The organism is Paenibacillus silvestris (assembly GCF_009882985.1).
GTDB lineage: Bacteria > Bacillota > Bacilli > Paenibacillales > NBRC-103111 > Paenibacillus_E > Paenibacillus_E silvestris.
Genome location: NZ_WTUZ01000010.1, coordinates 110,722 through 137,275 on the forward strand (window position 1 = coordinate 110,722; position 26,554 = coordinate 137,275).

At 42.5% G+C, this 26,554-nt stretch carries 23 protein-coding genes; 4 read left to right on the forward strand and 19 right to left on the reverse strand.

Annotation, left to right across the window (positions count from 1 at the left end):
* Positions 1-74 precede the first annotated feature (74 nt).
* The 13 genes from GQF01_RS03975 to GQF01_RS04035 all read right to left on the reverse strand — a co-directional run bounded on the left by GQF01_RS03975 (position 75) and on the right by GQF01_RS04035 (position 15,254).
* Positions 75-1,577: a cohesin domain-containing protein gene (locus GQF01_RS03975; RefSeq protein WP_161405572.1), complete on the reverse strand. Its 1,503-nt coding sequence runs from the start codon at positions 1,575-1,577 to the stop codon at positions 75-77.
* A 26-nt stretch (positions 1,578-1,603) separates the two neighbouring features.
* Entirely contained in the window at positions 1,604-5,578 is a 3,975-nt protein-coding gene (locus tag GQF01_RS03980; protein ID WP_161405573.1) for a beta-L-arabinofuranosidase domain-containing protein, read from the reverse strand.
* A 6-nt stretch (positions 5,579-5,584) separates the two neighbouring features.
* Positions 5,585-6,238: a peptidylprolyl isomerase gene (locus GQF01_RS03985; protein WP_161405574.1), complete on the reverse strand. Its 654-nt coding sequence runs from the start codon at positions 6,236-6,238 to the stop codon at positions 5,585-5,587.
* Positions 6,239-6,888: 650 nt separating this feature from the next.
* Complete coding sequence (locus GQF01_RS03990; protein WP_161405575.1) at positions 6,889-7,527, reverse strand: hypothetical protein; 639 nt, start codon at positions 7,525-7,527, stop codon at positions 6,889-6,891.
* Between the two features lie 25 nt (positions 7,528-7,552).
* The gene (locus GQF01_RS03995; protein WP_161405576.1) at positions 7,553-7,822 is read right to left on the reverse strand and encodes a hypothetical protein; all 270 of its coding nucleotides are present in this window, start codon (positions 7,820-7,822) and stop codon (positions 7,553-7,555) included.
* A gap of 491 nt (positions 7,823-8,313) precedes the next feature.
* Positions 8,314-8,901, reverse strand: coding sequence for a TetR/AcrR family transcriptional regulator (locus tag GQF01_RS04000; RefSeq protein ID WP_161405577.1), 588 nt, complete (start codon positions 8,899-8,901; stop codon positions 8,314-8,316).
* 15 nt (positions 8,902-8,916) lie between these two features.
* Positions 8,917-9,831, reverse strand: a complete 915-nt coding sequence (locus tag GQF01_RS04005) for an SDR family oxidoreductase (protein ID WP_161405578.1) — start codon at positions 9,829-9,831, stop codon at positions 8,917-8,919.
* Between the two features lie 181 nt (positions 9,832-10,012).
* Positions 10,013-10,963 (reverse strand): methylenetetrahydrofolate reductase, encoded by a 951-nt coding sequence (locus GQF01_RS04010; RefSeq protein WP_161405579.1) that lies wholly within the window; start codon positions 10,961-10,963, stop codon positions 10,013-10,015.
* Positions 10,964-11,084: 121 nt separating this feature from the next.
* Positions 11,085-11,930 carry a protein kinase family protein gene (locus GQF01_RS04015; RefSeq protein ID WP_161405580.1) on the reverse strand — a complete coding sequence of 282 codons (846 nt, stop codon included), beginning with the start codon at positions 11,928-11,930 and terminating at the stop codon, positions 11,085-11,087.
* Between the two features lie 143 nt (positions 11,931-12,073).
* The gene (locus GQF01_RS04020; protein ID WP_161405581.1) at positions 12,074-12,406 is read right to left on the reverse strand and encodes an ArsR/SmtB family transcription factor; all 333 of its coding nucleotides are present in this window, start codon (positions 12,404-12,406) and stop codon (positions 12,074-12,076) included.
* Positions 12,407-12,438: 32 nt separating this feature from the next.
* Complete coding sequence (locus GQF01_RS04025) at positions 12,439-13,344, reverse strand: hypothetical protein (RefSeq protein ID WP_161405582.1); 906 nt, start codon at positions 13,342-13,344, stop codon at positions 12,439-12,441.
* 115 nt (positions 13,345-13,459) lie between these two features.
* Complete coding sequence (locus GQF01_RS04030; RefSeq protein WP_161405583.1) at positions 13,460-14,137, reverse strand: DUF7002 family protein; 678 nt, start codon at positions 14,135-14,137, stop codon at positions 13,460-13,462.
* 133 nt (positions 14,138-14,270) lie between these two features.
* Positions 14,271-15,254 (reverse strand): SLAC1 anion channel family protein, encoded by a 984-nt coding sequence (locus GQF01_RS04035; RefSeq protein ID WP_161405584.1) that lies wholly within the window; start codon positions 15,252-15,254, stop codon positions 14,271-14,273.
* Positions 15,255-15,540: 286 nt separating this feature from the next.
* Between GQF01_RS04035 and GQF01_RS04040 the strand changes: the two genes are divergently transcribed.
* Positions 15,541-16,452 carry a LysR family transcriptional regulator gene (locus GQF01_RS04040; RefSeq protein WP_161405585.1) on the forward strand — a complete coding sequence of 304 codons (912 nt, stop codon included), beginning with the start codon at positions 15,541-15,543 and terminating at the stop codon, positions 16,450-16,452.
* Positions 16,453-16,531: 79 nt separating this feature from the next.
* Here the strand turns inward: GQF01_RS04040 and GQF01_RS04045 are convergent, their stop codons facing one another.
* Genes GQF01_RS04045 through ilvB form a run of 3 tightly spaced genes read right to left on the reverse strand, consistent with a single transcriptional unit; the run spans position 16,532 to position 18,989 of the window.
* On the reverse strand, positions 16,532-16,738 hold the full coding sequence (locus GQF01_RS04045; RefSeq protein WP_161405586.1) for a hypothetical protein: 207 nt from the start codon (positions 16,736-16,738) through the stop codon (positions 16,532-16,534).
* The gene (gene ilvN / locus GQF01_RS04050; RefSeq protein ID WP_161405587.1) at positions 16,735-17,247 is read right to left on the reverse strand and encodes an acetolactate synthase small subunit; all 513 of its coding nucleotides are present in this window, start codon (positions 17,245-17,247) and stop codon (positions 16,735-16,737) included. Before ilvN ends, GQF01_RS04045 begins: the two co-directional genes overlap by 4 nt.
* Positions 17,244-18,989, reverse strand: coding sequence for a biosynthetic-type acetolactate synthase large subunit (ilvB, locus tag GQF01_RS04055; RefSeq protein WP_161405588.1), 1,746 nt, complete (start codon positions 18,987-18,989; stop codon positions 17,244-17,246). Before ilvB ends, ilvN begins: the two co-directional genes overlap by 4 nt.
* 266 nt (positions 18,990-19,255) lie before the next feature.
* On the opposite strand from ilvB, the gene GQF01_RS04060 reads away from it, so the two are divergent.
* Together GQF01_RS04060 and GQF01_RS04065 are read left to right on the forward strand one after the other, a co-directional pair.
* Positions 19,256-20,155, forward strand: a complete 900-nt coding sequence (locus GQF01_RS04060; protein ID WP_161405589.1) for a LysR family transcriptional regulator — start codon at positions 19,256-19,258, stop codon at positions 20,153-20,155.
* Between the two features lie 117 nt (positions 20,156-20,272).
* A complete protein-coding gene (locus GQF01_RS04065) occupies positions 20,273-21,076 on the forward strand; it encodes a phosphodiester glycosidase family protein (RefSeq protein ID WP_161405590.1) in 804 nt (267 codons plus the stop codon).
* Positions 21,077-21,442: 366 nt separating this feature from the next.
* Here the strand turns inward: GQF01_RS04065 and ppsA are convergent, their stop codons facing one another.
* Positions 21,443-24,058, reverse strand: a complete 2,616-nt coding sequence (ppsA, locus tag GQF01_RS04070) for a phosphoenolpyruvate synthase (RefSeq protein WP_161405591.1) — start codon at positions 24,056-24,058, stop codon at positions 21,443-21,445.
* Between the two features lie 220 nt (positions 24,059-24,278).
* A complete protein-coding gene (locus GQF01_RS04075) occupies positions 24,279-25,247 on the reverse strand; it encodes a quinone oxidoreductase family protein (protein WP_161405592.1) in 969 nt (322 codons plus the stop codon).
* A 130-nt stretch (positions 25,248-25,377) separates the two neighbouring features.
* Here GQF01_RS04075 and GQF01_RS04080 point away from each other — a divergent pair, with 130 nt between their 5' ends.
* Positions 25,378-25,809 carry a MarR family winged helix-turn-helix transcriptional regulator gene (locus tag GQF01_RS04080; protein ID WP_161405593.1) on the forward strand — a complete coding sequence of 144 codons (432 nt, stop codon included), beginning with the start codon at positions 25,378-25,380 and terminating at the stop codon, positions 25,807-25,809.
* Between the two features lie 140 nt (positions 25,810-25,949).
* Here GQF01_RS04080 and GQF01_RS04085 read toward each other — a convergent pair whose 3' ends face one another.
* Positions 25,950-26,552: a TetR/AcrR family transcriptional regulator gene (locus GQF01_RS04085; RefSeq protein ID WP_161405594.1), complete on the reverse strand. Its 603-nt coding sequence runs from the start codon at positions 26,550-26,552 to the stop codon at positions 25,950-25,952.
* Between the last annotated feature and the right edge of the window lie 2 nt (positions 26,553-26,554).

Genomic DNA, 26,554 nt, shown 5'->3' on the forward strand with positions numbered 1-26,554 from the left:
TAAGCTGGTGAACATGTTGCAGCAAAGAAGGGCTGCCCCAGCCACATACAGCGCCGGGACAGCTTTTTTCATGCTTATTCTTCTGTAAGCCACTCGTCGATAATCATTCTAGCAACTGCTGCCAGATCTTGAATGTCAATCGTACCAGAAGCGTTAATATCTGCCTTCTCGATTTGACTCCAGTTCGCGTCTGTCGAAGTAGCTCCATAGAATTTCGCAATCATAGACAAGTCATTAATTGTAATTTTCGTTGCACCAGGAATCAAGGTAATGATACTGTTCGTGAACAGCTTCAGCGCTGCAGCCAACTCATCTTTCGCAGCATCTACTTGACCTTGTGTAGCTGACGAGTTATTGAATACGGATTTTGCACTTGTAACCGATGCCTGCAATGCAGCTTTCGATTCGCTAGCATACTGACCAACCTTAGTACCAATGACAGCAGCATCCAACTTACTCTGAGCGCTAACAAGCAATGCGCCGAGTGCTTCTTTGTCTGCTTGACCTGGACCAGGACCCGTTGAAGTATTTACCGATTTGATGAATGTTCTTAAAGCAGCATCCAAATTGCTCAAAGCTGTTTGCACTTCCGCTTCTGTTGCTCCAGCGTTGTCACGAACAACTTTCCCATCGTTAATAGCGAGTAATAACGTATGTTTGGAACCGCTTGGATATTGACCGACTTGAGTGCCCTCAACAGCCGCATCATGCAAGCTCTGAGCCGAAGCAATCAAGGAGCTTAACGCTTCTTTATCCAAAGCATGAATTTGAAGTGTTAAGGAAGCTCCGTCCAAATCTACCTTTGCCCCTCCCGAAGATACGGCAGCATCAGACAGATAGACATTGCTGGTAACGGAAGTGGTAACGAGATTTGCTTTCGCATGCAGGCTAAGCAGATCTCCGCCAGCTACCTCGTTCCCTGAGCCAATACTGGACATTAGGATTAAAATCTGACCCTTATCCGGCTTAACTCCTGTAACTAGCACCTTAAAGTTCTCTTTCAGTGAACCAATAGACGCATCCGCCAAAGAGATAAGTCCATTATCCGTCACTGTTTCAAATTGCAACAGATTAGGATCGTAATTGAGCACGACATTTAAAACGGAGAAAGATGATGTATGATTACTTACACCCAGCTTCAAATCGACCGGCTGACCGCCTAAGACAGAAGCAGGTCCTGTCAATGTTGCCGCTGGCGATGATGTACTTGAAAGTTGGAAGCTTCCGGAATAGGGAAGCGCAACACCTTCGCCACCTATTTTGAAGTTGTACGTACCCCCTAGCCAATCGTTTGGTGCGTACGTAAAGGCAAAATGGCCACCCTCGCCACTGCTGGTTTGATTCAAATACGCGAGTTGTCCCTGAGGATTGTTGACAATCATCGTGACATCCTTGCCCATGCCAAGACTGATTACTCCATGAAAGGTGACCTTTTGTGTTGTTTGATCGACCGTGGTTTCTACCTGGTTGATCTCAGCCGTTGTGCCGGCAGCTGCTGCTTTAGGTGCTGGAATAATAGCCAACATACAGATGAGCATAGCCAATGTTGCGACAACAGAAATGATTCTTTTAGACACACGTTCCCCTCCTTCTCGATAACTCATTACTGATTAATTTTGAAATAAGCATGATAAGCAAAATTGTAAGCCGTGTACATAGGCACTAACGTAACTCCGTTTGTTGTAAAATTCAGAGGAGTGCCTGCCACTGGAGTTATGGACTGGGAAAGATCGGTTTCGTTCAAATTCAAATTAATAAACTTCGTGCTGCTGTTTTTGCCGACCATGAGAAGCGGTCCATAGAAAATACTGCCCATTGCAGGATCATCTGGCGTTTTTTCTACACGTAAGCTGTACGGCATCGAAATCTCAATTTTGTCATTGTCAGCCCATACTTTGCTTATCGTGACATACGTACTTGGTGTTGCCGTTATGTTTTGCGTTACACCATTTACCTTGACCGTGAAGCCTTTGACAGCCCAGTACGGTACGCGAAGCTTAATATCCATCTGTCCGCTGCCCTTAACGGTTAGCGTGCTGCCTTCTTCACTTGGGAAGTTCGTTGTTTGAACAACGGATATTCCTTTTTCAGCCCAATTCAACGTTGATGGCATATATAAGTTGACGTACAAAGATTTCTTGTCACTTGAGCGGAAATAGATAGAATCCTGATATTTAGTTTGGCTTTCCAATCCCGTTCCTGCGCAGCAGGTAAAGCTAGTACGGCCATATCCCTTCGTGCTGCCCGGACCTAATGGCATGAAATAGACCACACCACTATTAGAAGCGCTTTGATCTTTGGAAGGAAGAATACCGTTATACAGACCTCTTTCATAATAGTCCATATATTTCGCATCCGGATTATGGAAGAAGAGCTCTCTAGTCAGCTTCAGCATGTTATATGTTGCACAATCCTCGGCTTGACTGTTTTTGCTCGTTCCACCTTCCACAATATAAGAACCAATTTTGTCTGATTCCTTGAACAACTCGCCTACACCGCTGCCGCCGTTACTGAATTGGCGATGATTCGTCACCATGCCCCAGAAATTTTGAGCCACTTTATAGTAGGAAGCGTCATTTGTTTGATCGTACACTTTCAATGCGCCAATAATTTGTGGAATGTGTTGGTTAGCGTGAATACCGTTTAACGTATCTTGATTATTGGCCGTTGGCGTGAACAGCTTGGAATTATCAAACAATTTGGCTGTTCCCAAATATTTCGTGTTACCAGTAATTGTACTAATTTCTGCTAAAACTTCGTTCATACCACCAAACTCGCCAGCAATGTATCTGCCCCACATGCTGTTTAGTGTGGATTGTGGCAATTTGCTCAATCGACTATCCACCCAATCCGACATTTTAACAAGCATACTCAAGGCTTTTGCATTTCCAGTCGCTTTGTAGCTGTCAAGTAAGCCTGCCATAATTTTGTGCAGTGTATAGTAAGGAGCCCAGATCGTGTTGAAATCAGACTCATTCCCATTGTATACAGCACCATTCTCCAATAAAATGAATTGCCATTCCCCGTAAGCACTTAGGTAGCCAGGTGAGTTATTCCCCACTAAGGCAGGATTATTTTTCCCGAGGTTTGATTTCTCCATGCCATTAGGTTGTGTTGCCAACGCATCCTGGACTTTTGCCAATTCATCGATCATGTAATCAATTTTCGTTTTCCATTTTGCCTCGCCACTGCTGGCGTATGCCTGAGCAAAGGCAGACAAGAAGTGACCTGTGGAATGACCTCTTAATTTGCCCGCTGCCGAATCCCAACCGCCCATTGCTGTGGCTCCTTTGGTATCAAGTCCTGCAGCAGCTCGGAAGGCGAACAGCAATTTATCCAAATTGTAGCCGTCCAGATATAAATATTCACTGTCTCTTAACTTTGTAAAAATACTGTCTTGTAGAGTAACATCACTTAAACCAAATGGCTGAACGATAAGGTTTGCTTCACCTGGAGTCGATGTCACTTGTGCGCTGATGGATTTGCTCCAAGCGCTGGTGCCAGTGCTGTTTTTCGCTCTTACTGCGTACGTATGCTTGGAGCCATACAGCAATCCCTGATGGATAAATGGACTTGTAACATTATTAATGGTTGTTCCATCCATCTCCAGGTCGTAACTTGCTGCCTCGGAAGTAGGCTGCCAGGCAATCTCAATCTGTGGAATGGTCTCTGAGGGTTTAGCGGTTAATCCCAGCGGAATGCCTGGTGTGCTTGTCAATTCCGCTACGCCGCTAAGGGGCTGCAAATGCGAAGTTTGCAAATCTGTTCCATCCCAAACAAGCACTTTGGCAGAATAACCTGTTACATCAGCAGGTAAAGTCAGATTTGCGGTTAAGGTGACGGGATCACCTTTGGTCACACTTTTACTCACTTGCGTTTTATCCACCAATTTGCCAGCTGCATCATAAAGCGCGAGTGTTACCAAAGAAGCAACATCTGTACTGCCCTTATTTGTTCCAGTTACAGTTGCAGTAAGTGTTTGACTGCCATTCAAACTGCTCATATTGAACGCTGATTGAAAACTAAGTGATCTCACTTTGATATGGGCAACTGCTTTGATGCTTGTTCCTTCTACTGTCCCTTGAACAGTGAAAGAACCTTCAGCAACATACTCTGTTGGGTTAACATTATCCCAAGTTACGCTCAGTTGCCTGGTCGTTTCCTCGTCATTGTAAACTGCAATGACATTACTCGGCAGGACTGGGGCTGTGCCAACAACCGTGTCGATGTTTACTGCTTCAATACTGCTTAACGTCAGCACGAATGGCTCTTCCAGCACGGTCACGACGAAAGTTTTCGTATCCGTCGCGCTCCCATTCTTGATCGTAGCTGTGAGGTTAACGACCGCATTGCCAGTCCGAGCCGCTGGTCGGACGACAGTTCCGTCATTGTGTATCACACTCGTATTGCCGGATTGCCAAGTTATAACGGAGCCATTACGCCCTTCCGTTGGCAAATCCAAATTTCTGGTTACTGCGCTTATGCTCCCAAGACTGATAGCTTCCTTATCTAATTGCAGTTTCTGTTGATCAGATAATTGAGCGAGCACGATAGCTTCAAACACTTTAGAATCATGCGCAGCTCCCTTCGTCACTGTTGCTGTTAGTGTAACCGCTGCGTCAGATTGACCTGGAGCTGGGCGAGTTACCTTGCCATCTGTCGCAATGACACTCGTATTACTGGATTGCCAGGCAATATCGGAACCGTATGGCCCCTTTTTTATTAATGATAGATCGGTGTCCACGGTTCTAAGATTAACCCCCGCAAGAAGGGCGGCCATGTCAGCAGACACTAATTCGCTGTCAGGCTTATTGATTAACCCAGCAACCTCGGAAGCACCAAGGGCTCTATTATAGATACGAAAATCTGAGAACAATGCATTGATCGTAGGATCAGCAAACTGTCCTTTCCCAATATAGTTAGCTGTCGTTGCGCCAAGACTTGCCGGCGTCAAAGTTAACGAAGTATTTTCGCCGACTTTCAACCCATTTTCATAAAGCGTCACCGTATGTCCATTTAAAACGACGGTCACATGCTTCCAAATGTTAGTCGTAAGCGCTGTACCTTTTTGCGCTTTCTCTTCATTTGACCAGCCACTCGTCGTAATCCCGAAAGCTAATCCTTTTGCACCATCGTTATTCCCAGTAGGTGTTAAATACATATAGCTGGTCGTATTCCCTACACCAAAATCGAAAATACGCATGTAACTCGTCGTCGCACGCATATTCACCCATGTAGATATTGTAAAATTGTTAACGCCATTAAATATTCCGTTTGGCAGTTTGACATTAGCCCCCGTTGCACTCGGACCGCCGCTCAAACTAATCGCTTTTCCCTGCTCCCAATCTGTAAAGCTATACGTTTCTCCTGACGCCGTTGCATTATTGCCATTTCCTGAAGCATCCTTAATCACATTTCCGCTCACATCATCAAACTTATACCACGCAATTAATCCATCCGTAGTTCCTGCAGCGTGTGCATGAGGCGTGATATCCGTGAAACCAAGCAGCAAATTCACAGCAAAAATAACAAGAATATTAACAATAGAAACAGCTCTCTTCAATGAGTAGGTTATCATTGTTGTTTAGCTTCCTCCTTTTGGGGAAATCATTTGGATCCCCGGTAACGATACCGCAATATTAGCTCGGGAACGAAGTTCTTCAAACCATGGTTCCATGAGATCAAGGATTTCTTTATTCACCAGTTCATCTCGAATTTCTGCAATCACTTGTGCCTCACTTTTTGTATTAGCAGCCGTATCATGTGACATGTGTTCCGCATAATGCGCTTTCACCTCATTGTCATCAACCGTTATGCGAGGCTCGAGCAGTTTACGAATATACAGCTGAGTTCTGAGCTCTGTACGCAGCGATTGTTCCGTATACCCGTCTTTCTTTAGGTTTTCCAGAAATTCGTCTTCCGTGGCATAAGCCGTTCGGACTTTATCAAATGAGGCTTGAAACTCGCTTTCGGTCACACTCACCCCTGCCGCTTTGGACTCTTTCATTATTAAATCCTCTAAAATGAGTTTCTCCAGTATTTTCGGACCTTCATAATCGACAAGTGCTTTATACAGCTGATCTTGGCTAATCTTCACTCCATCTACTGTGGCAACAGGAATGTCACGCCCTTTATATAGAAAGACAATCAATAACGTTGCAATCAACAAAACAAACGATACGATCGATAAACCTTTCCACAGCGCTACATGCTGGATTTCTTTCTTGGTAGCAGCCAAAGTAAATTCCCCTTTCTCGAGAGCAGAACCTCCTCTCCTTTAGTAATCTGGTGATTCAATGGAAGTTTATACAGGTGCAGTTTGCCAACGTAAGTGTTTGGTCAATGCTTAGGGACAGCAATCCAAGGTCATGTTGACTCTTTGAGGTAATGGATCGAATACATAGAAGGTTCTCTGTAGAAGGTTTGAGGATTATCGTTTTAAAATATGGATATTTTACATGCTGTACCTCCAATCTCTTAATACCCGTAGTATATAGAATGCGCTTACATTATAAAATTCAAAAGATTTTGGTTTTGTGGACTTTTCTTATCATAACTTCAAATAGTCCACTCAACTAAAAAATGTCCACCCTAAGTTGTCCCGATTAATCATCAACAACTAATCGCTTCTATATCGGAATAGTCTCCTTCCCCTTCCCCTTCCCTCCCGTTCTGTCCCTTCGCTAACGTTTGGCGTCTGTTTTAACCAATTCTAGGAAAAATGAGTTTAAAACTCAATGGAATATTTTATTTGGAAAATTGATTTTTTTAAGTACAAAAAAAGCCGCATCTATGCGACTTTTAAGGTTATTTGCAATTGGATAAATGATTCGCTCTTGGCAATTGTAAACTTTTACTCTTTCAGTTTGTTTTTAAGTGGAGATCTGACTATTTTAACGGGTATACAAGTTGTATACCTTTAGTTTTAACCAAACCTTCATATATCTCATGATTGTGGTCTGCACCAACTATACATAAAATACGTTTTCCTTGATGTCTATCGATGGCATTCTTAATCCGTTGAATCATTATTTGATGTCTACATGTCCATCGAAACACATGTGATTCCGGGTTAATTTGTTCTAGCCAAGCGTATTTCTGCTTTGTGATATGGTCATATTCTAATGAATTAAAAGGAATAACGCTTGAATTCCACGTTGAAAGTTGTCTCTGGAACCATTGCTCTAATTCTGCATTTAATGAGCTCCTTTGTTCCTCACTGTAAGGTTTGAATGGATCAAAATCTTTCCAAACATCCAGTTCCACCCAATCAATCGGGACAAAATCGAATTTCAGCTCTGCACACAAGGGGAAAATTAAATCCCAGTACTCACTTGGAGGTTCTCCGAAGTATCCTCGAAGTATGGGATCAGCTTTAAATTTCTCCCAGCTGCTGGGAAGCACTTCACCGCATATGACATCTGGATTAAATTCTATAATTAATTTCTTAATTACTTCCAAAGATAAATCAAACTTGTTTCGTAATTCATCGTCATGAAGTACTCCTAAAATTCCTACTGTTGACATAGTTCCCCCGATCTAATCCGATTACTCAATCAACATGGTCTTTCTGAGTTTTTGGCGATTCTCTAAAAGAACCAAAAATACCAACAAAAAAACCAATTAACCCAAAAGTAAACCCATACCAAGATGAATCTTCAAAAGCCAACAAAACAACAACTCCAAACAGGAGAATATGTCCTCCAAGAAGTTGAACTTGAAGAGAACTTGGATTAATAAATTCCAATACGATAAATAAATAAAAAATTGCAATAACTAACAGAGTCAGGACGATTAAACCTACTAAGGTAATACTTAGCATTGCGACCTCCTCTTTACTTAGGATTACATGTTCAAGCCTTACCTAATTGGGCATGTGATTTCTTTCATCTCATCCATTATATACCAAATTAGAGATTCGATGTGGCAGCAAATAAGCTGTGATTTAAGCCGCAATTCTTGGCCAATCCCGACGCAGTGATTCCTTTTCGTTTCAAAAAGAAGTGCGCAATTATTCACTTGGAAACGTTCATTGCTACAATGTTTAACTGGAAATCCTCCAGTTATTTCAAACTAATCCTGGCTTCGGGAACTAGCTACAGGAAAAACTACTGTTAATTCGCTCCGATAAGCCTCCATTTCGGTTTAATCGTCCCCATTAACTGGAGAAATTCCAGTTATTTCTGATTTCGCCGTATTATTCCCCATAATAACGGGAGTATTTCCAGTTATTTGAAGAGGCGCAGTCCACAAATCAAAAAAAAGACTCCCCTCGGTCATTATGATGACTTTGGGGACAGCCTTTTCGAACAGTCAAGTCAAGAGCTTGATCAACCGGTCCACTTCCCGCTGCCAATACCCCGTACCCGCATGCGTTTCTTGAATCATTAACCCAGTGACGACAGAAAAATATAGGAAGAGCAGCTGCCGCGGATCACCTTCTCCGAATTCACCGAGTTCCTGCCCTTTTACAAAAATAGGAACAAGCATATCCATCGTATCCTGCGGTTCATACCGCGAGATTGCTAACTTGGCTTGTTCTGGCACTCCTTCCGCAGTTTGAGCCTGCTGAATGAGTAAAAAGTGGTGCTTGTGTGTATCGTCTAACATGTTCCATGTTAATGCTTTGAATTGTTCAAGCGGAGTTCCGGGTAACAAAGGAACATTCCGTATCGAGGCTTGCGCCTCTTCTATGGCCTCATGAACAAGCAGCGAGAACAGTTCTTCCTTGGACTGAAAATAACGGTAAGTAAGTCCTTGACTGATACCGGCTTCCGCGGCAATCATACTTATCTTGGTGCCAGCGATTCCTTTGGTTGCGAACACTTTGCGGGCAGCCTTTTTGATTTGCTCTCTTCGTTCATCTTGATTGCGATCAGGCGGGATATTCGTTTGCGACATCGTCGTTACTCTCCTCTATGATATTTCCGAATTTCGAATTTGACTCTCGCTGACTTCCCATAGCTTCCGTGCAAACTCCTCACTGCAGGCAGCAGCCGTAGGAATCGCTTCCTTCCTATCGGCATAATACTTCCCGCTTTCGCCACTAATTTCGTTGGAATCCGCAAGCCAGACGAGCGTCTCTGCTCCCTTTTCCACAGGCCGAGAGAATCGTTTCATGACCGCCATTGTCATCCGGGCCAGCGTCCCGTTGTCCTGATTGAAATTGGTAACGACGAGTCCAGGGTCATAACAGTTCGCGGCAACTCCGGTTCCCTCAAGGAGACGTGCTAGCTCCGTGGTGAACAAAATGTTCGCCAACTTCGTTTCCCCGTACCGGAAGTTCGCACCGCCCATTAGTGCTTGCAGGAAACTATAGCGCTTCTCCGCGGACAGATCATCGAAAGCGATGCCTTTTTTCGCCATCTTGTGACCGTGGGAAGAAGTGGTGATAATCCGGGCTTCGCCGCTCATCTTGATCCGCTCAAGGAGCAGCGTTGTAAGTAGAAACGGCGCGAGATGGTTAACGGCCCAAGTTTTCTCAATACCGTCTCTGGTCAAGATCCGCTTCACGAACATCGCACCGGCGTTGTTAATCAGTACGTCAATCCGAGCGCACCGTGTCAAAATCTCGGACGCAACACCACGAATCGACTGCTGATCGGTTAGGTCTGCCAGGAAGACGTCCACTTTTGTTTGGCCGCCAGTCAGCGCATTGATCTGTGCGACAGTCTCCTTCGCCTTGGTCTGGTTCCTCGCCACGATCCCCAAGTCAGCTCCTCGAACCGCCAGTTCTTTGGCCGCGGCAAGCCCGATGCCGCTGGTTGCTCCCGTTATGAGCACATATTTCCCCATCGCACTCCACGGTTCCCTTTTCAATTTCCCCACCATAATCTGTCTCCTTTCGAAATGAATGAACCATTCATTCAACTGTTAATTTCATGGTACTCCCACATCCTGGAAATGTCAATTGGTCTTTCTCATTAATTTTTGAAAAAGCAAAAAGAGCATTCCTGCCGCGCAGAACTGCTCCTAATTGCGTTTACTATCATTAACCACCACTCAGTAAACCTTACTGAAATGAGCTAATCACGTTTCTTTGCAGTTTCTTATCCATCATGGTTCTGATGTCTCTAACGAGTTGAACAGATGCCTCAATTTCTACTTTTCTTGTTGAGACACTTTCAACGCTGCAACCAATAGGAATTCCTTTTTCCAATGCGAAATCTAATATCTCTTCAAAGATCCCCAGAGACAATCTTAGCGATTTCTCCAGAACATCTTTTGAATATTTCAATTCATTCTCAAGCCATGTCGGAATACTTATGCCTAACCATTTCATGAATTCTAACGTTTTTTCGGAGCCGCATGGTGCAAGATTGAATAAGATAGGCACCATTTCTAGTCCATTACTCGTATAGTAGTAATAGTAGTCGGATAAGAAATTTTTCGAAGCTTCCACATTATATGTGGCTTGTGATACGAAAAAGGAGCATCCACTCTGGGTCTTACTATTAACTCGGATGTGTTCATCATTCTTCTTCATATGTCGTTCAGGGATGACAACTCCGCCAAAAGTCAAATTATTACTTAATTTCTTGCTTAGACTATAAGCATCAGAAAGATCCAAGTTGATCTCCTGCTTACTTGAAGAGGCACCTACGTATACGGAATATCTATCTCTAACCATATCCGCTTGTACCCAGTTAACGAACTGATCTTCACTATACCGCCCCACGCAACGATAAATAATTGTGGGAACTCGTAAATGATTTAAATATTCATCGCTATAGGTTGCAGGATCCATAGTCGGCAAGTAGGGAAATGGCCTTTCCTGTTCAACACGATCCGTTTCTTCCTGAACATCATAAAGAATTAAGGCATCGATATCGAGATCATTTATTCTTTCAACTTGCTTACGTGCAATCTCAGCTACCTTATCCGAGCTATTTGTAATTTTCGGAGGCGTCATCCCATAGGTCAAAATGCCTGCCTCTTTACCTAGTATTTTATCTTTTAGCATATCAACTTTACCCTCCAGAACTATGGTACCCCATGACTCATCTTTCTTATAAGAGTAATGATAACATTGACCAACAGTTCTAAGGTAACTTTTAATTCCTATACCCTGTTATAGTTTTAAGCTATAACGACTTCCAATAGTCCCATGCTATTAAGTAATCCTCCAAATCATGTGGGTGTAATCGGATACAGATCCCAATCCGACAGTACAGTTGGAAAATGACTTCTTCAATTAACCTTGATCGTTCAATCGGCTCATGATCAAGCAATGCAAAGGCTGCCGTTAATGTTTCTAAATTCAAATCATCTGGAGATGAGCAAAAAGCATAAGTAAAATCATATAATTTAGGACCAATCATCGGAGACGGGTCAATAACACCGACCAAAGAACAATCATTATACACAAAATTATGTACACCCATATCCCCATGCAGTAAATATCTTACTTTCTGATCTTCATTTTTCGATATATTCTCACATATGGATTCTACCCAAAGATAATCCTGAGTGGTTAAAAGGCTTCCCCAGTCGTTTCTCGTACCCACCAAACTCCGGTAATTCCACTCGCGCCAAGACTGTATCGGTGATCCTAACCTTCCCCAATTGTCCGTATCCGCAACATTTTCGTACTTATTAAAGAGTTCTTTTACCAAAATTGTCATCCAATTGATCTTTGAACCTCGATTAAAGTGAGTTGTACCTTTTATGTACGCATACACGATATAGGTTTCTGCGGGATCTGTATAAACAACTTCTGGAAAAAGTTTAATCGGCTTATAAGCTCCAAGAAAATTGTCTGTCAAAGCAATTTGATCCGGATGATCAATTTTTAGAACATATTTATCTTCTTCTCCTTCCGAAAGAACATAAACAATTCCATCCGTAGTTCCACTCTTATTCAAAGTTGCAATAGCATTGTTATCGATAATGCCTTCTTCAATTAGCGTATTCATAATTTTTTCTAACATTTTTCATTCCCCCTCGCACCAATAATAGGGTTGTTTCGATGAGGGTTACAAGATAATGTTTGGTTTTACACAACTATGCTGCCTATATGACAAAGGCAGTCGTCAGGAATTGATCGGCTGCCTTCTCTTTTAAGTATATAACTCTATATCTTCCTAGCCTGCATACCCGCGGCAAAGTCCGCCAAAAAATGCTCAATAGCCTGCTCATTACGCCTGTAATACGTCCATTGGCCATAACGACGGGACTCCAGCAGTCCAATTTTCTGCATGGAAGACAAGTACGTAGAAATAACGGATTGTGCCAATCCGGCTTTTTCCTGAATACTTGCCACGCAAACTCCCCCAGGAAATTCAACTTTGATGGTATTCGGCAATTCCTTATTCATGAGATCCGGATCGCTCAGCCAAAGAAGGATATTGAGCCGCGTCTCATTGGATAAAGCTTTCAGCACGGCAAGCATTTCTTCATTTTTCATAACACGACACTTCTCTTCTAGTTAGGTTTGTTTCAAACTGCCCCTTGTCTACTTCTAAACTGACGATATGCGGCACAGATGCACATCAGAACGCCTGTTGTGACAAATACACCGACTGGAAAAGCCCAAGTCCCCCATGCTGGGAATATAAGCGGCATCAATGAGACACCGAAGGCAACAGGAACAGGTGCTTTAAACAATTTACATAGAATGAGTGTAATCAATACGTTGATGGCACCAACCCAAATGATTGAACCAGCCAATAAGTGAAGGACCCCAACGGAAAGGATGGCTGTTATCGTCAGTACACCTACACGGGCCGGAATTAATTTCCATTTAAAACCTTCCGTATGAAACAGCTCAAAAATAAGGGCAAATACAGGAGGAACCACGATAACTTCTAGATTTGTTGCGAATGCCAGTCCAATCCAAAGAGCTAGAATAATCGTTATGAGCACGGTATCCGTTTTTTTACGGAACTTTTCTGGGCCATCTGGCAACTTTTCTGAATTTCTCATTCTAAAAGCGGCTAACATAATCACAAACGTAAAGATAGCCGTTGTTGTTGCAAAAACATAGTCATGCAAGCCTAAAAAAATGGGCAGTAGTGTCGCTGGAATTGTTGGTCCAAAATTGACGCGAAATATATGCATCAAAATGACAATAATCACAAGACCAAGCAGTATTTTCGGCTGGGCCGACAAAGAAAGACCGTTCAAAGCAGTCCCAATAAACGCACCTATTGTGGGAGCAAGCCATAGGTGAACGGGCTTTTTTATCCAATGGGCTACTGGAAACACCAGAACCCCCACCACCATACCAGCTATTTCAGGGAAGAGAATATCTTTTTGTTGTAGAACTACGGCAGCAACCAGCATGAGAATAACTAATAGGTATGCTGACAAGAACCTTTTAGATAGCAGGGTATTCCAAATCATTATTATCATTCCCCTTTCGATACAAGTCCGTTCATCTACCGTATTTTTATTATTCTTCCAATCGGACTCAATAAAATACTCGGCTAATTATGAACCCGATATTATGAAGGCTTTCTTAAAATTCCTGTAAAGGTCGGATATATTTCAACCATCTTTCCGCAATTCCTTGACTGCTTTCACAATAAATAACCTCTACATATTGCGACAAGTTCGTCACTTTTTCTTCCACAAGGACCTCGCGTATCTCTGAAGGTTTGGTTGGCACATCATTTTCCCGCGCAATCTCAAATTGGTGTAGTGGCAAAAACATTTGCAAACTTTTTTTATAGGAACAACGATTGGGGTAACGCGGCGAACTTCCCGAATCGTACTTACTCAACTTAACAGCATCATAAAAGTCACTGAGCAAGGCTTCCGCATCCAACTGCAGGATAGCAAAGGCTTCATCCGGCTCTCTTTTTGAATAAATCTGCAGCATCTTCAGGCAATCTCTTTGTGTCGGCCAAAAAAATACGTGCTGATCCAGATAATGATGAAACTCTAGATGAGTAGTTTGTGGATTCATCACTTGATCCGCAATTCGAAGATGAGCGTTGGCTACAAAAACATGACCGTGAAATTGAATTTCTTTGCGGACAACCCGTCTTTCGTTGGATAAACTAGGATCAACTGTAAGGCATGCGTACAACGCATCAAGATGAGCCATTGAACCTAAGTTGCGCACGCGGGTGAAATGGAATAAGGATTTCCTTTTTGAACTGTTTGTTATTTTCTTTAAAACCGCAACGTTCATATCACTCTCTCTCTTTTCCCCTTCTTAGTCGACTTCTGCGCGCGATGTATTCTAATTATAAGAAGCCATTCCCCAACCATCAATGTCCTATTTTCTATCGTAATGATGCAGAATTTCTATGGTCGTCATTCCATTATCCTCTTAGCAAAGTCCCATTAAATAACGCCTTTAGTGTGCGAATAAAGAGAACAACCAAAACGATATTTAGCAAAACTAGAATGATGGCAGAAACAGCGATTAATGGCCATGAATTAATGAACATCGCATATTGCAAAGCAGCATTGCTGAGAGCAGCAAGTGGAAAGCTTACCCCCCACCATGATGCTCCAAATGGGATCGATTTCTTGAATACTTTGAAAAACAACACAATGAACAAGAACAAACCAAAGTAAAACAGGATGGCAGCGAACTGATCAATGCGGTGCTCGAAATTCGCATATCCAAGAAAACCAACCTCGAACGGCGCAATCATAATAATCATAGAGGGCGTTAATCCTGTATGCATTGGATCATGATGAATCAATCTAGACAAGATCAAGGTTAGAAAAATTAATGCAACAATTCCGCCGATCGCGAGCGACAGCATGTTAATTTCATGTGCCCACGGGAACGGCATAGATCCTCCAGCTACAGCTATATCAAGAGTCCCAACCCCAGGAATCAACCAAGCAGGAACCGCATGACCGTGCTCAATATTCCCATTCAACAAGCGTGCTACAATGATAAAACAAAGTGATAAAGTCGTTACGGCTCCGATTATCCAAATCACTTCTGCAGCTACTTGACTATAAGTACCTATTACGGACGATAGTAATAGAATTGCAATCGTTATTGTTCCGAAAAAGTTGCCCGAGATGGGATGCATAAATTCGGCTTTGACTTTCTGCGGGTATAGAATCCATTTTGATATATAAGCTAAACCTAAAATGATAAATGCTACAATGGCAACAATCCCAATGATATCAGCGACTACGTGTGAAGTACCGAATAGCTTACTTGCTTGTCTCCAAGCCAATGCCAGTCCTGAAATTCCCATAACCGACGCAAATAGATTAACGGGTAAGAATTGAATGGAACCTAAGCCTTTTTGTTTCTGTACGGCAGTTATGGTTTGCATAAATGATGGTCACTACTTTCTATTCAAATTATTGTTGTATCTCAATTGCGAGTTTACCTATTAAAAGGTAGATAATATGAGAAATATTTAGTTGATCTTGCATTTCAAAGGTAAAGGTTGTATAAATGATAAAATCACTCCTTCCGCCAACATAGGTTTCATTATTGATGAATTGATGAAAAGTATCAATATTCAATATTCTATTGTTATCATTCATGAAATGAATCAATTTCACATCGTACATACTAATATTTGTCTAGATGAACATACAAAGCGAGGTATACCTATGGAATTTCGGCAATTAGAATATTTTACGGCAATCTGTGAAGAATTGCATTTCACTAGGGCTTCAGAGAAATTGGGAATGAGCCAGCCGACCCTAAGTCATCAAATTAAGCTGCTAGAGGATGAGCTTGGTGTTCCATTATTTGACCGAATCGGCAAGAAAATTGCAATCACTGAAGCAGGTCACATCCTATTAAACGAATGCAAATTGATTTTTTCTTCTTTGAAAAATGTCAAAGTGCAAATTTTGGAGCTCCAGAAGGTTACACGAGGAACCTTATCCATAGGTGCACTCCCAGGAGAGCTAACGCAGCTCGTTTCGTCGCTGTTGATCGATTTTCACACGATTTATCCGGAAGTCCAAATTAAAATCGTGAATTTCGACGATATTGTGGAAAGAGTCATTCAAAATCAGATCGATCTGGCCATCACCATTCTTCCTGTCGAAGATGATCGGATTGTCAAATATCCCTTGTACAAGGAAGATATTTATTTGACGGTTTCTAAGGACCATCCTTTGGCCGATCGAGAAAGCTTTGATTTTGACGAAATCAGCAAATATCCCTTCATCATGTTTCCACAATCTCATAAATGCCGGCAAATTATTGATTTAACCAGCAGCACCTCTGGCTTTAATATTGAACCGATCATCGAAACGACCGCGATCGAGACCATTATTGGCCTTGTAAAAGCTGGAGCCGGGGTTACTGCGCTATCCAGAACTTACTTGAATTTGTACAACGATCCCCAGTTAAAAGCAATAAAGATCGTGAAACCAACACTTAGCAGGGAAATAGCCATCATCCATCATAAAGATAAATATATAAGCCAAGCCACCCGACTATTTATGGACTTATTATCCAATCATATTGTTGAATTACAGTTGGCGGAAAAAGCTGCTGTTGAGAGTTAGCGGATTGCTGAATAAGGATCCACCTTTTGGTGGTTCCTTATTTCAGTTTGACCAAAGATTGACCTATTAATGACACGCATCACAAATGAATGGTGGCTTGAGGAGCTGGTGCAGCAATAAAGCTTGATTCTTCACGTGAATATAATTTTTTGCCCACCTGTATTTCAAACTCATTGTAGCCTTCAATAAGCCCTCCTCCGATCATTTTCCCATCCTTCATGACCATTACGTATTGATAAAATAAAATAGCATTGTCTAACTCCGTATCATGATGAAGTGTTGTCATGATATCTCTACCTCCCTTGCCTCATCTATGCGGCTTCCGCGAGTCATTGCCGTCAAACCCGTACGGGTAAGTTCTAGGATGCCATAGGGTCTCAGCAGCTCAATCAATGAATGAATTTTATCTTGATCTCCAACAATTTGAACCATCATACTTTCCGATCCTTCATCGATAATGGAGGCACGGAAGGGTTCAACCAAAGCTAAAATAGCCTGTTTCACATTGGATACTGCACTTACTTTAATAAGCGCAAGCTCCCTATGAACCAGTGGATACGCGGTTAATTCAACTATTTGTATGACATCAATTAGTTTATTAAGCTGTTTGTGCACTTGTTCAAGCATGTTATCATCCCCGGACGTCGCAATGATCATACGGGACAGTTCAGGATCTTCTGATTGGCCTACGGTGATACTGTCAATATTGAAACCGCGACGTCCGAATAACCCTGCAACTCTCTGTAGAACACCCGGATGATTGTTTACAAGCACAGATATCGTGTGACGTTTCATTTTTCATCCCCCATTATCATTTCGTCGATCGTGCCGCCCGGGGCAACCATTGGATACACATTCTCATCTTGGCTGATGACAAAATCAATAAGTACAGGTCCCTGTATGTCCATCGCTTTTTTCCACACTTCACAAGCCTCTTCTTTATTCGTAGCTCTTAACCCTGTAACACCATAGGCTTCTGCTAACTTTACGAAATCGGGACTGCCGGAGAGCTCCATATGACTAAAACGATTATCATAAATAATTTCTTGCCATTGCCGAATCATGCCTAGAACCTGATTATTCAGAATAACGATCTTAACGGGTATGTTATGAATGGCGCAAATCGCAAGCTCCTGCGTACACATTTGAATCCCCCCGTCGCCATTGACAGACACCACGAGTCTGTCCGGATTACCTACTTGTGCCCCTATCGCGGAAGGTAGGCCAAAGCCCATTGTTCCAAGTCCACCTGAGGTAATTAACGAACGCGGATGTCTAAACTTATAAAACTGAGCGGCCCACATTTGATTCTGGCCAACGTCCGTAGTAACAATCGCTTCACCATTGCTTGTTTCGCTAATCATCTCAATGACGAATTGCGGCTTTAATGCCGTTTCGGAATCTGTATAACGAAGAGGATTCTCCCTTTTACTTGCTTGAATTTCGGTTAACCATGCCTCTGATTTTGCCGGCTTCGCTTGAACGTTGGCCTTCCGAAGGACCGATTTCACATCGCCAATACAAGGGATCGCCGTTTGTACGATTTTCCCAATTTCTGCAGGGTCAATATCAATATGCGCGATCGTTTTCGCTTTTGGTGCAAAACCGCTAGTTTTCATCGTTACTCGGTCATCAAAACGTGCTCCAATACTTATAAGAAGATCACAATTTTGTAAAGCTTTATTCGCTGTGTATGTGCCATGCATGCCCGGCATACCCATCCATAGCTCATGTGCACTTGGAAATGCTCCCAACCCCAGCAAAGTCGTCGTAACTGGTATACGTGTTTTTTCTACAAACTCGAGTAATTCCTTGGATGCATCTGAATAGATCACACCTCCGCCAGCCAAAATAACAGGACGTTCAGCTTTTTCGATCGCCATGAGTAATTTATCGATTTGCGTTAAATCGGGAACGATATCAGGGTGGTAGCCCCGAATCTCAGGCTTATCTATCGGATAGTGAAAGATCATCTCTTGGCTCGTTACATCCTTGGGAATATCGATCAAAACTGGCCCTTTTCGTCCAGTGGAAGCTATATAAAAGGCTTCATGAATGATCTTCGGCAGCTCATTAACATCACGAACTAAGAAGTTATGCTTGGAAATCGGCATCGTGATGCCCGTAATATCCGCTTCCTGAAACGCATCTGTACCGAGTAATGCTGTCGAAACATTACCTGTAATCACAACTAATGGTACAGAATCCATGTTAGCAGTGGCGATTCCCGTAACGAGATTAGTAGCCCCAGGTCCTGACGTTGCAAAACAAACCCCAACTTTTCCTGTTGCTCGTGCATAGCCGTCTGCAGCATGAATCGCCCCCTGTTCATGACGTGCCAGAATATGTTTCAGCTCTGGCAAATCATGAATGGCATCGTAAATATTCAGGACACTTCCACCTGGAATCCCAAAGACACACTCCACACCTTCAATTAGCAAACTTCTAACAATTGCCTCCGACCCTGTTACCCTATCGTTCTTCATAACCTTATTGAACCATTCTTTCTCTGCGTGCAGCCCCTCAATCGTTTTCATTCTGTCTCCCTCCCATTTCCTCCAAAAAATAAAACTCCTTTCAATCCGGTTGCGTTGTTATACAGCAATTAAGGACTAAAGGAGCATTTGGTGAAACCACTTAAATTCACTGGAAAATTTACGTTTTCTACCCACATTACAAGCAATAATTTACAAATTTCTTATTTGCTTAGACGTTATGTTATCATATGGTCATCTATTTCAGTTATGGAAAGATTCAATATCTGTTATTGCGAAACCAAATAGCTAAGGGGATGCCTACCATTATGATTGACCTGTTAGAGGGGAGATTTTTCAAGACATTCATTGCCGTGATGGAGGAAAAGAGCTTTAATCGCGCATCAGAAAAATTAGGATATGTGCAATCTACCGTTACTAACCATATTCAACAACTGGAACGGGCTTGTGGCCAGAAGCTCTTTTACCGTCTATCAAGAGGCGTAAAGCCGACGGAAGCAGGCCTGAAGCTTGCTAAATTCGCCCATCAATTTGTGCATTTAGGGCTAACTTTGGAAGAAGCCATGAATGAGTCCAATCAGCCAAAAGGAACCATTCACCTCAGTATGCATGAGTCCTTTTTTGTGACGAGAATGTCTTCGCTCATTCAGAAGTTTCGTCTTGAACATCCGATGGTCAAATTCAAGCTGGAAACGGGGTATCATCAAGATGTTATTGATGATGTTTCGCAGCATGTTGTTGATTTTGGAATTGTCCCTCGAAATCCTGAGCGGGATGACATTATTTTTTACCCTATGCTGACGGAAGAATTGATCTTCATTGCCTCACATGAATTGGCTAGCAAAGTCGACACAAATGGTCTGAAAGTACTCAACAATGAATCCGTGCTCAGCTTTGGTAACAGTTGTTTGTATCATACGCACGCTAACATGATATTAGAGGAGACTGGGGTTGAAACCAGCCATGCGATTCAATATCCAAGTATCGAAATGATTAAAAAAGCTGTCCAATGCGGTATTGGTTTCGCACTCATTCCAAAGATCGCAGCTGAAACAGAGTTGGAAGAAGGAGACTTCCAATCGCTGCCGCTGTCCTCAGGTATTTTTTCCACCCATGGCATTATTGTAAATAAAGATAGGGAACTAAATTACCCAGCTCAAATGTTCAAGTCATTCGTTCTGGAGAGTTACTCTTTCGAGAAGAAGTAGAATATGAAGAAGGCTGCCGATGCGGGATCGGCAGCCTTCTCTTCCTTTTTATATACATTTATCGCTAATTCATGATATTCTTGGAACAAATACTGTCAATCTATTAAGGAGTAACAAGTGTACAATTCAAGATTATCTCAACTGTTACTTACCAAATTTAATCGTAACCATCTTATTCTCATTGCCTTTGTACTATTGCTTATTTCAATAATTAGTTACTATCAGAGTGATTTTGCACGTCCCCATCATTATCATTTTACAAAGCAGAAGGCCTCTAACGGTGTCGTATTACATACAATTCAGACAACCCCGGATAATATCCGGCTTCAAGCCATCGATACCAATGTAACCCAAACGCCATACTACGGCATTAACGGTGGGTTCTTCTGGGAGGGAGCTCTACTGAGCATTGCGGTTATCAACGATCATCCTCTGAAAGGCTTGCCTGGTGATTACGGTTCAGGCTGGTACAACACAGGCGTTGACACCAACTTAAGACGTGGGACACTCGTTTGGGATGACATCACGAAACACTTTTCGATTCAAGTAGTCACACACGCAGGAGAGTTGAATGTCACTGATAAGCAGCATTACTGGGCTCAGGGTGGTGTTAGTATGAGGCTTAACGATAGCTTTGGATGGGAAAATGATATGATTCTAGAGCAGATGCCTGCTTATGACGAAAGTCGTATGCGTACGGCGATTGTTTATGACAACCATGAGAACATATATATGATTGTTACACCTACAAACTGTACGATAGCAGAGTTCCGAGCAGCTATTCTCGAAAAGCTAGGGGACCGGAAGTTAGTCGACGGCATCTATTTAGATGGCGATGGTTCCTCCCAAATGCAGTGCCGCTATGTCCAGCTAAAAGGAGATCAACGCCAAGTGTATCAGATGCTGACGCTGATTCAATGATGAGTTTAGGCAGCCGTTTAGCTCAGCTGCCTTCTTTGTCGTTTCCTTATCATGATTCCGGTAAGAAGGTAACAGATGGAAGTGACAATGTACAATTTAAAGACACTGGGTGTCATAGCTAAATATAAGCTTAGAGGAAATGACCAGATGAATGCTATGATCATGATATGACGCTTATTAAAAATTGAACCTAGCAATGCTACACATGCTGGTGCCAATAGAAACAAGCCCGTTCTCAATATAAGGTCATTACTCACCGAATCAGGATTGTAGGGGTTGTAGAAGTTAAGAATTAACCATAGCGTTATCGATGCTAATGACGAGAGTACACCCACGTATTTCGAAACCTTCACGTTTCCCCTCCTTTTAAGGTTGAATCAATATTTCAATATACCCTTCTGTTCCATGCACACGAATACGTTGCCCATCTTTTATCAGTTTCGTAGCATCTTCTACGCCAACGACTGCCGGCAAGCCATATTCTCGCGCGATAACAGCGCCATGAGTCATCAGTCCACCCACCTCCGTGACTAAGCCTTTTAAAGATACAAATAAAGGTGTCCAGCCAGGATCCGTAAAGGAAGTGACCAGTATATCACCATCTTCTAGATTAGCCTCTTCCATGTTTAAAATGACACGTGCTCTGCCTTCTACAACTCCGGAAGAAACGGCTAAGCCAACAATTGCGTTGGCAGGCAGATTCTCTCGTTTGTACTCACCAACTATGATTTCACCATCTGAAGTGATGACACGCGGGGGAGTTAGTTTTTCAAAAAATCTATAATCTTCTTTTCGTTTCCTGATGATCTCATAATCCAGTTTGCTAGTGCGAACAACATCGTGAAGTTCTTGAAAACTGAGATAATAGATATCCTCTTTCTCACGAATAAGATTAGCCTGCACAAGCATTTCGGCTTCTTTCAGTAAAGCCAGTTTATATACGAAGTAGCGACTAATCATACCGTATTTGGGATACTCGCGATAACCGATGAAATGCCGGACAAGGCTGATCATTCGCTTGGTCTCTTCGACTTTTTCATTACCCTCAGGTAATGGTTCTAATCGGTCAAGCAGTTCTTGTTCCTTTGCCAAGGCTTCCTGTCGCCCTTGCTCGAATCTCTTTTTGCCAGCATTAGCCTCAAAAATTTTGATGTTACCGAGAATCATTGGGACAAGTGTCAGAGGTTTCTCACTCCAACGAGTTTTCGTCACATCGATTTCGCCCGCGCAGCGCATCCCATACTTGTTAAGATAAGCATAAATAGCGTCACTGGTTTCCTGTCCACCCTCCAATTTAGCGAGCTCATCCATAAAGTTATCATTTTTAACGTGTCGTAAATAATCAATTACTTCTGGATAAGGCCGAATCACATCCGCCACATCCATGAGCGCAAGACCCATTTCCGAAGTAATATTGTTTGAGACCGATTGAGTGAGCGTGTCTGCAACGTTTATTTCGCCCAACCACTCTTTCATTTTCTCGTTGATCCATGATGTCGCATTCATTGCAGCCATAAATACGGCCGTACTTTGCGGATCAAATAATAGCCTCTTTAATTCCTGAAAATCTTCTAAAATGAAATCAAATAAGTCTACTCCTGATTTCGTTTGGATGTTTTGTTTTAATATTTCTACTGACGTTTGGTTCTTCTTAATCAATTCTGAAACGATTGACGGATCGGGTTCGATCTGTGGCGTAGACGGAGCATCTTTGTTGCTGTTTTGGAGATTCTGATTGTTTTCATCATCTGAAGACGATTGGATGAAATTTCCACGATTGATGATGTTCATAAGTGCGTCTTTAATGAGCGGATCGGATTGTCCCGCCCCATTAAGCAGTTGTTCTCTACCCGCGGATGTTGACAGGTGCTTGGAGACATCAACAAACAACCTCCCACCAGCTCTGCGCATGGGTGCCGGCGTCGTTAGTAAGTAAAAAGACAACCCCAAAGGTTTGATGGGATCGGTCATCATTTGATGATGTCCGACAGATATATAGACGTGATTTTCTTCGTCATTTGCTTCAGGGATCGGGAATAAGGTTGTGATTGGTCGACTCTGGACAATATAAAACGTATCATCAAGCAAACACCATTCAATATCTTGTGGGAAACCGAAATAAGCTTCAATTTGTCTTCCAATGCGTGCGAGTTGCAAGATTTGTTGCTCCGTAAGTGTTTGTAACTTTTGCTGATCGGGTTCGATCTGTCGTGTCTCTGTTCCGCCTTCTTTACGCCCATAGATAGCCAATTTCTTGATAGATATCCTCTTATCAACAATTTCATCATCTTGTACTTTATAACTATCGGCAGATACCAATCCAGAAACTAGCGCTTCTCCAAGTCCGAAACTGGCATCGATCGAGAGCACCTTGCGATTAGATGTAATCGGATCTGCTGTAAATAATATCCCTGAAGCCTGTGGGAAGACCATTTTTTGCACGATAACGGATAAATAAACTTGGCTGTGGTCAAAACCATTTTGCATCCGGTAGATCACCGCACGATCCGTAAACAAGGATGCCCAACATTTGCTTATATGCTCTAAAATTGAGTCTTTTCCTATGATATTTAAATAGGTGTCTTGCTGACCTGCAAAGGATGCATGTGGCAAATCTTCTGCAGTCGCACTGGAACGCACGGCATACGCATGCTCATCGCCAAACTTGGCAAGATAATGTACCACTTCTTTGGCAACATCGGTGGGAATTTCGACTTCCATGATCAGCTGCCGAATTTTGCTGCTGATTTCACTAATTTGATCCCGTTCTTCAACTTTCAGTGTGGTTAACCGCTCTAACAATCCAAGATACGTATCGTTTTGCTCGACGGCTTGTTGATACCCCACAGTCGTAACACAAAATCCTTCTGGTACTTGTATACCTTGAATTTTTGTTAATTCCCCTAAATTCAACCCTTTTCCGCCAACGAGTGAAAGCTGTGTTTTCTCCATTTCCTGAAAACCGAGAACCAAAGAACGCATTCAACATCTCTCCTAACTGATGAATTGAGAAAACATTTGACAAGAGAATAACGACATGTTAAGATTAAAGTGTAAGATGAATCACTTATGTCTACATACATATAATCAGTCGTGAACTGATTATATCATCGCGTTTGTTTATATGCAATATAGAAGAACCTGAGATTATTATCCAGGTTCTTTTTTGATTCCATATGATTGATTAGTTAATAATACTATCCTATTCGCCGCTCGGGACAAAAACAACCCGTTGACCCGAATAGGTGGAGTCATTCCATGCCTCTTCTATTCTAGAGAGCGGGATAGATACTGAATTCACTTTAAGCTTCCCTTCTGCAATAACATCGATTAGAGCGGGAAGCTCCGCTACATAACCAGACGCCGAGACTGAGCCTTGACCGCTGCCTAGCAGTCGAAAGTTAGCAGATCGAAGCGCGACGGAAGGCACAGCAGCTGTTGGTCCTGTAACGGAACCAATCTGGATCCATGACAGAGCCCTGCTCCGATCGGATCTTTTCGTCAACAACGGTAGCATCGCGAGTTCAGCTGGTTTCCCCCACAAATAATCGAGCACGACATCGACTTCTGAGGCAACCTCTCCTAGTATCTTAGCCGCTTCTTCCGGGTTGCCCGCAAGAGAAACAGTGACATCTGCTCCCAAATCCCTTAGGGAAGTCAGCCGATTCTCATCACGACCAGCAGCAATAACCTGACTTGCGCCAAGTAACTTGGAGATCTGGACAGCCATTTGCCCAGAATTACCTGTTGCACCAAGAACAAGGACCTTGTGTCCCTGCTGTAAATCAATTCGACGCCGAATAGCAACCCATGATGACATAGCCGGATTCATAGCAGCAGCGATTTGAATTGGATCGACACCGTCAGGCAAAAGTACGCTCCGGCGCAAATCAATGACTGCCTTCTCAGCGAAAGTCCCCATTGATGAGTCCGGTGCAACAAAATAGACTAGCTGCCCATCAGGCATACGTCCAACGCCGTCGATACCAGGAATTAGTGGTAATTTATCCGAACTTGTATAGTGGGACCCATTAGCCTGAGAACGCACACGGGGGTGTAGTCCTGCTGCAATGACATCAACAAGAACCTCTTTTTCATTCAAAGGTGTAGGTGTATCGAAAATTTCATATTTCGGAGTTGTATCGAACGAACGGACAATAGCAGCGTACATAGTATGACCTCCATTAACGCTTCACGTAAATTTAGTTTGTTACACAAACAATATAACTTGTATGACTTATAAAATCAATATCCTTTATGTTAAAATACACATGTAACTTCACATCTCAGGAGTGAAAATAATGAATACCGAACAATCAACCAATCAGAATGATCGATCGCTCCTAGATGCCTTAGTGCAACTCTCTTTCACCATTCACTCTATTTTCGGCCGCGTTGGTGCAGGTCATGATCTTTCAATCATTCAAATTCGCTTACTCGGAATCCTAAGGGATCGGGAACCAAGTATGTTAGAGCTAGCGCAATACCTGAATCTTGATAAATCCAGTATTACCGGTTTAATTGATCGAGCAGAACGACGCGGGCTCGTCCAACGAACAGTTTCTCCTAAGGACCGTCGCGGATTCAATGTTAAAGTGACTCCTGACGGAATACAGCTAATTCAAGTTGTTGGTCATGAGATTTATAGTCAAATAAATGAAATGACCACCGTTCTTTCCCCATCAGAACGCTCACAAATGGCTGAGCTTGCTAGCAAAATTCTAGAATATTAATAAAGCAAATAGCCGCGATACGCGGCTATTTGTGAAATAGTAATCTTATTAGATGGAGAATCTCCTAATGCACTCAAAATTATAGATCGAACATTCATTCTAATGGAGGAGCGATAATCAGGCTCGACGAATCGAACCTATCAATTATCTACTACCGTATCCGCCTTAAGAGAAACGGCATTCCAGCAGGAACAGATTGCTTCGTTAATACTGTCATTGGTTAACTCGAAAATCCCGTACAATTGACCTTTCAACATGTAGACGAACGATCCATAATGCATCTGAACGACTATCTTCGCATCCATTGGGATAAACATCTTCTGTTTAACAGCTTCTTCGTATAATTGGTTCATGGGTTTACACCAGCCACCCGTATAAACCTCTCGTTTCACCTCATCATAGATGTATGGCGAGAAGGAATACTGCTCAATAAATTGAAAACCCTGCGGATATTTTTTACCCAAGTCAATGACTCGATGCCAGCCCAGCTCAAATTTTTCACGGATTGTTTCGCCTTGTTGTAAGCCTTCGCGCACATAATTTCCATTAAACGTGATAATAGCTTTATATAGTTCGTTAACAATATCTTCTTTGCTTTTAAAATAATGATAGATGTTGCCCGTCGATACACCAGATTCTTTGGCAATTAACGCCATTGAAGTTGCCTGTAGCTCCTTCTGAATGATGACGTTAAGCGTCGTTTCTAGAACGGCCTGCTGCACCTTATTATATTCACCAAACATTC

Excerpts from the sequence above, each read along its gene's own strand:
- GQF01_RS03980 (WP_161405573.1), bottom strand. The coding sequence starts at position 5,578 with ATGATAACCTACTCATTGAAGAGAGCTGTTTCTATTGTTAATATTCTT.
- GQF01_RS03990 (WP_161405575.1), bottom strand. The coding sequence starts at position 7,527 with ATGTCAACAGTAGGAATTTTAGGAGTACTTCATGACGATGAATTACGA.
- GQF01_RS03995 (WP_161405576.1), bottom strand. The coding sequence starts at position 7,822 with ATGCTAAGTATTACCTTAGTAGGTTTAATCGTCCTGACTCTGTTAGTT.
- GQF01_RS04000 (WP_161405577.1), bottom strand. The coding sequence starts at position 8,901 with ATGTCGCAAACGAATATCCCGCCTGATCGCAATCAAGATGAACGAAGA.
- GQF01_RS04005 (WP_161405578.1), bottom strand. The coding sequence starts at position 9,831 with ATGGTGGGGAAATTGAAAAGGGAACCGTGGAGTGCGATGGGGAAATAT.
- GQF01_RS04010 (WP_161405579.1), bottom strand. The coding sequence starts at position 10,963 with ATGCTAAAAGATAAAATACTAGGTAAAGAGGCAGGCATTTTGACCTAT.
- GQF01_RS04015 (WP_161405580.1), bottom strand. The coding sequence starts at position 11,930 with ATGTTAGAAAAAATTATGAATACGCTAATTGAAGAAGGCATTATCGAT.
- GQF01_RS04020 (WP_161405581.1), bottom strand. The coding sequence starts at position 12,406 with ATGAAAAATGAAGAAATGCTTGCCGTGCTGAAAGCTTTATCCAATGAG.
- GQF01_RS04025 (WP_161405582.1), bottom strand. The coding sequence starts at position 13,344 with ATGATTTGGAATACCCTGCTATCTAAAAGGTTCTTGTCAGCATACCTA.
- GQF01_RS04030 (WP_161405583.1), bottom strand. The coding sequence starts at position 14,137 with ATGAACGTTGCGGTTTTAAAGAAAATAACAAACAGTTCAAAAAGGAAA.
- GQF01_RS04035 (WP_161405584.1), bottom strand. The coding sequence starts at position 15,254 with ATGCAAACCATAACTGCCGTACAGAAACAAAAAGGCTTAGGTTCCATT.
- GQF01_RS04040 (WP_161405585.1), top strand. The coding sequence starts at position 15,541 with ATGGAATTTCGGCAATTAGAATATTTTACGGCAATCTGTGAAGAATTG.
- GQF01_RS04045 (WP_161405586.1), bottom strand. The coding sequence starts at position 16,738 with ATGACAACACTTCATCATGATACGGAGTTAGACAATGCTATTTTATTT.
- ilvN (WP_161405587.1), bottom strand. The coding sequence starts at position 17,247 with ATGAAACGTCACACGATATCTGTGCTTGTAAACAATCATCCGGGTGTT.
- ilvB (WP_161405588.1), bottom strand. The coding sequence starts at position 18,989 with ATGAAAACGATTGAGGGGCTGCACGCAGAGAAAGAATGGTTCAATAAG.
- GQF01_RS04060 (WP_161405589.1), top strand. The coding sequence starts at position 19,256 with ATGATTGACCTGTTAGAGGGGAGATTTTTCAAGACATTCATTGCCGTG.
- ppsA (WP_161405591.1), bottom strand. The coding sequence starts at position 24,058 with ATGCGTTCTTTGGTTCTCGGTTTTCAGGAAATGGAGAAAACACAGCTT.
- GQF01_RS04075 (WP_161405592.1), bottom strand. The coding sequence starts at position 25,247 with ATGTACGCTGCTATTGTCCGTTCGTTCGATACAACTCCGAAATATGAA.
- GQF01_RS04080 (WP_161405593.1), top strand. The coding sequence starts at position 25,378 with ATGAATACCGAACAATCAACCAATCAGAATGATCGATCGCTCCTAGAT.
- GQF01_RS04085 (WP_161405594.1), bottom strand. The coding sequence starts at position 26,552 with ATGTTTGGTGAATATAATAAGGTGCAGCAGGCCGTTCTAGAAACGACG.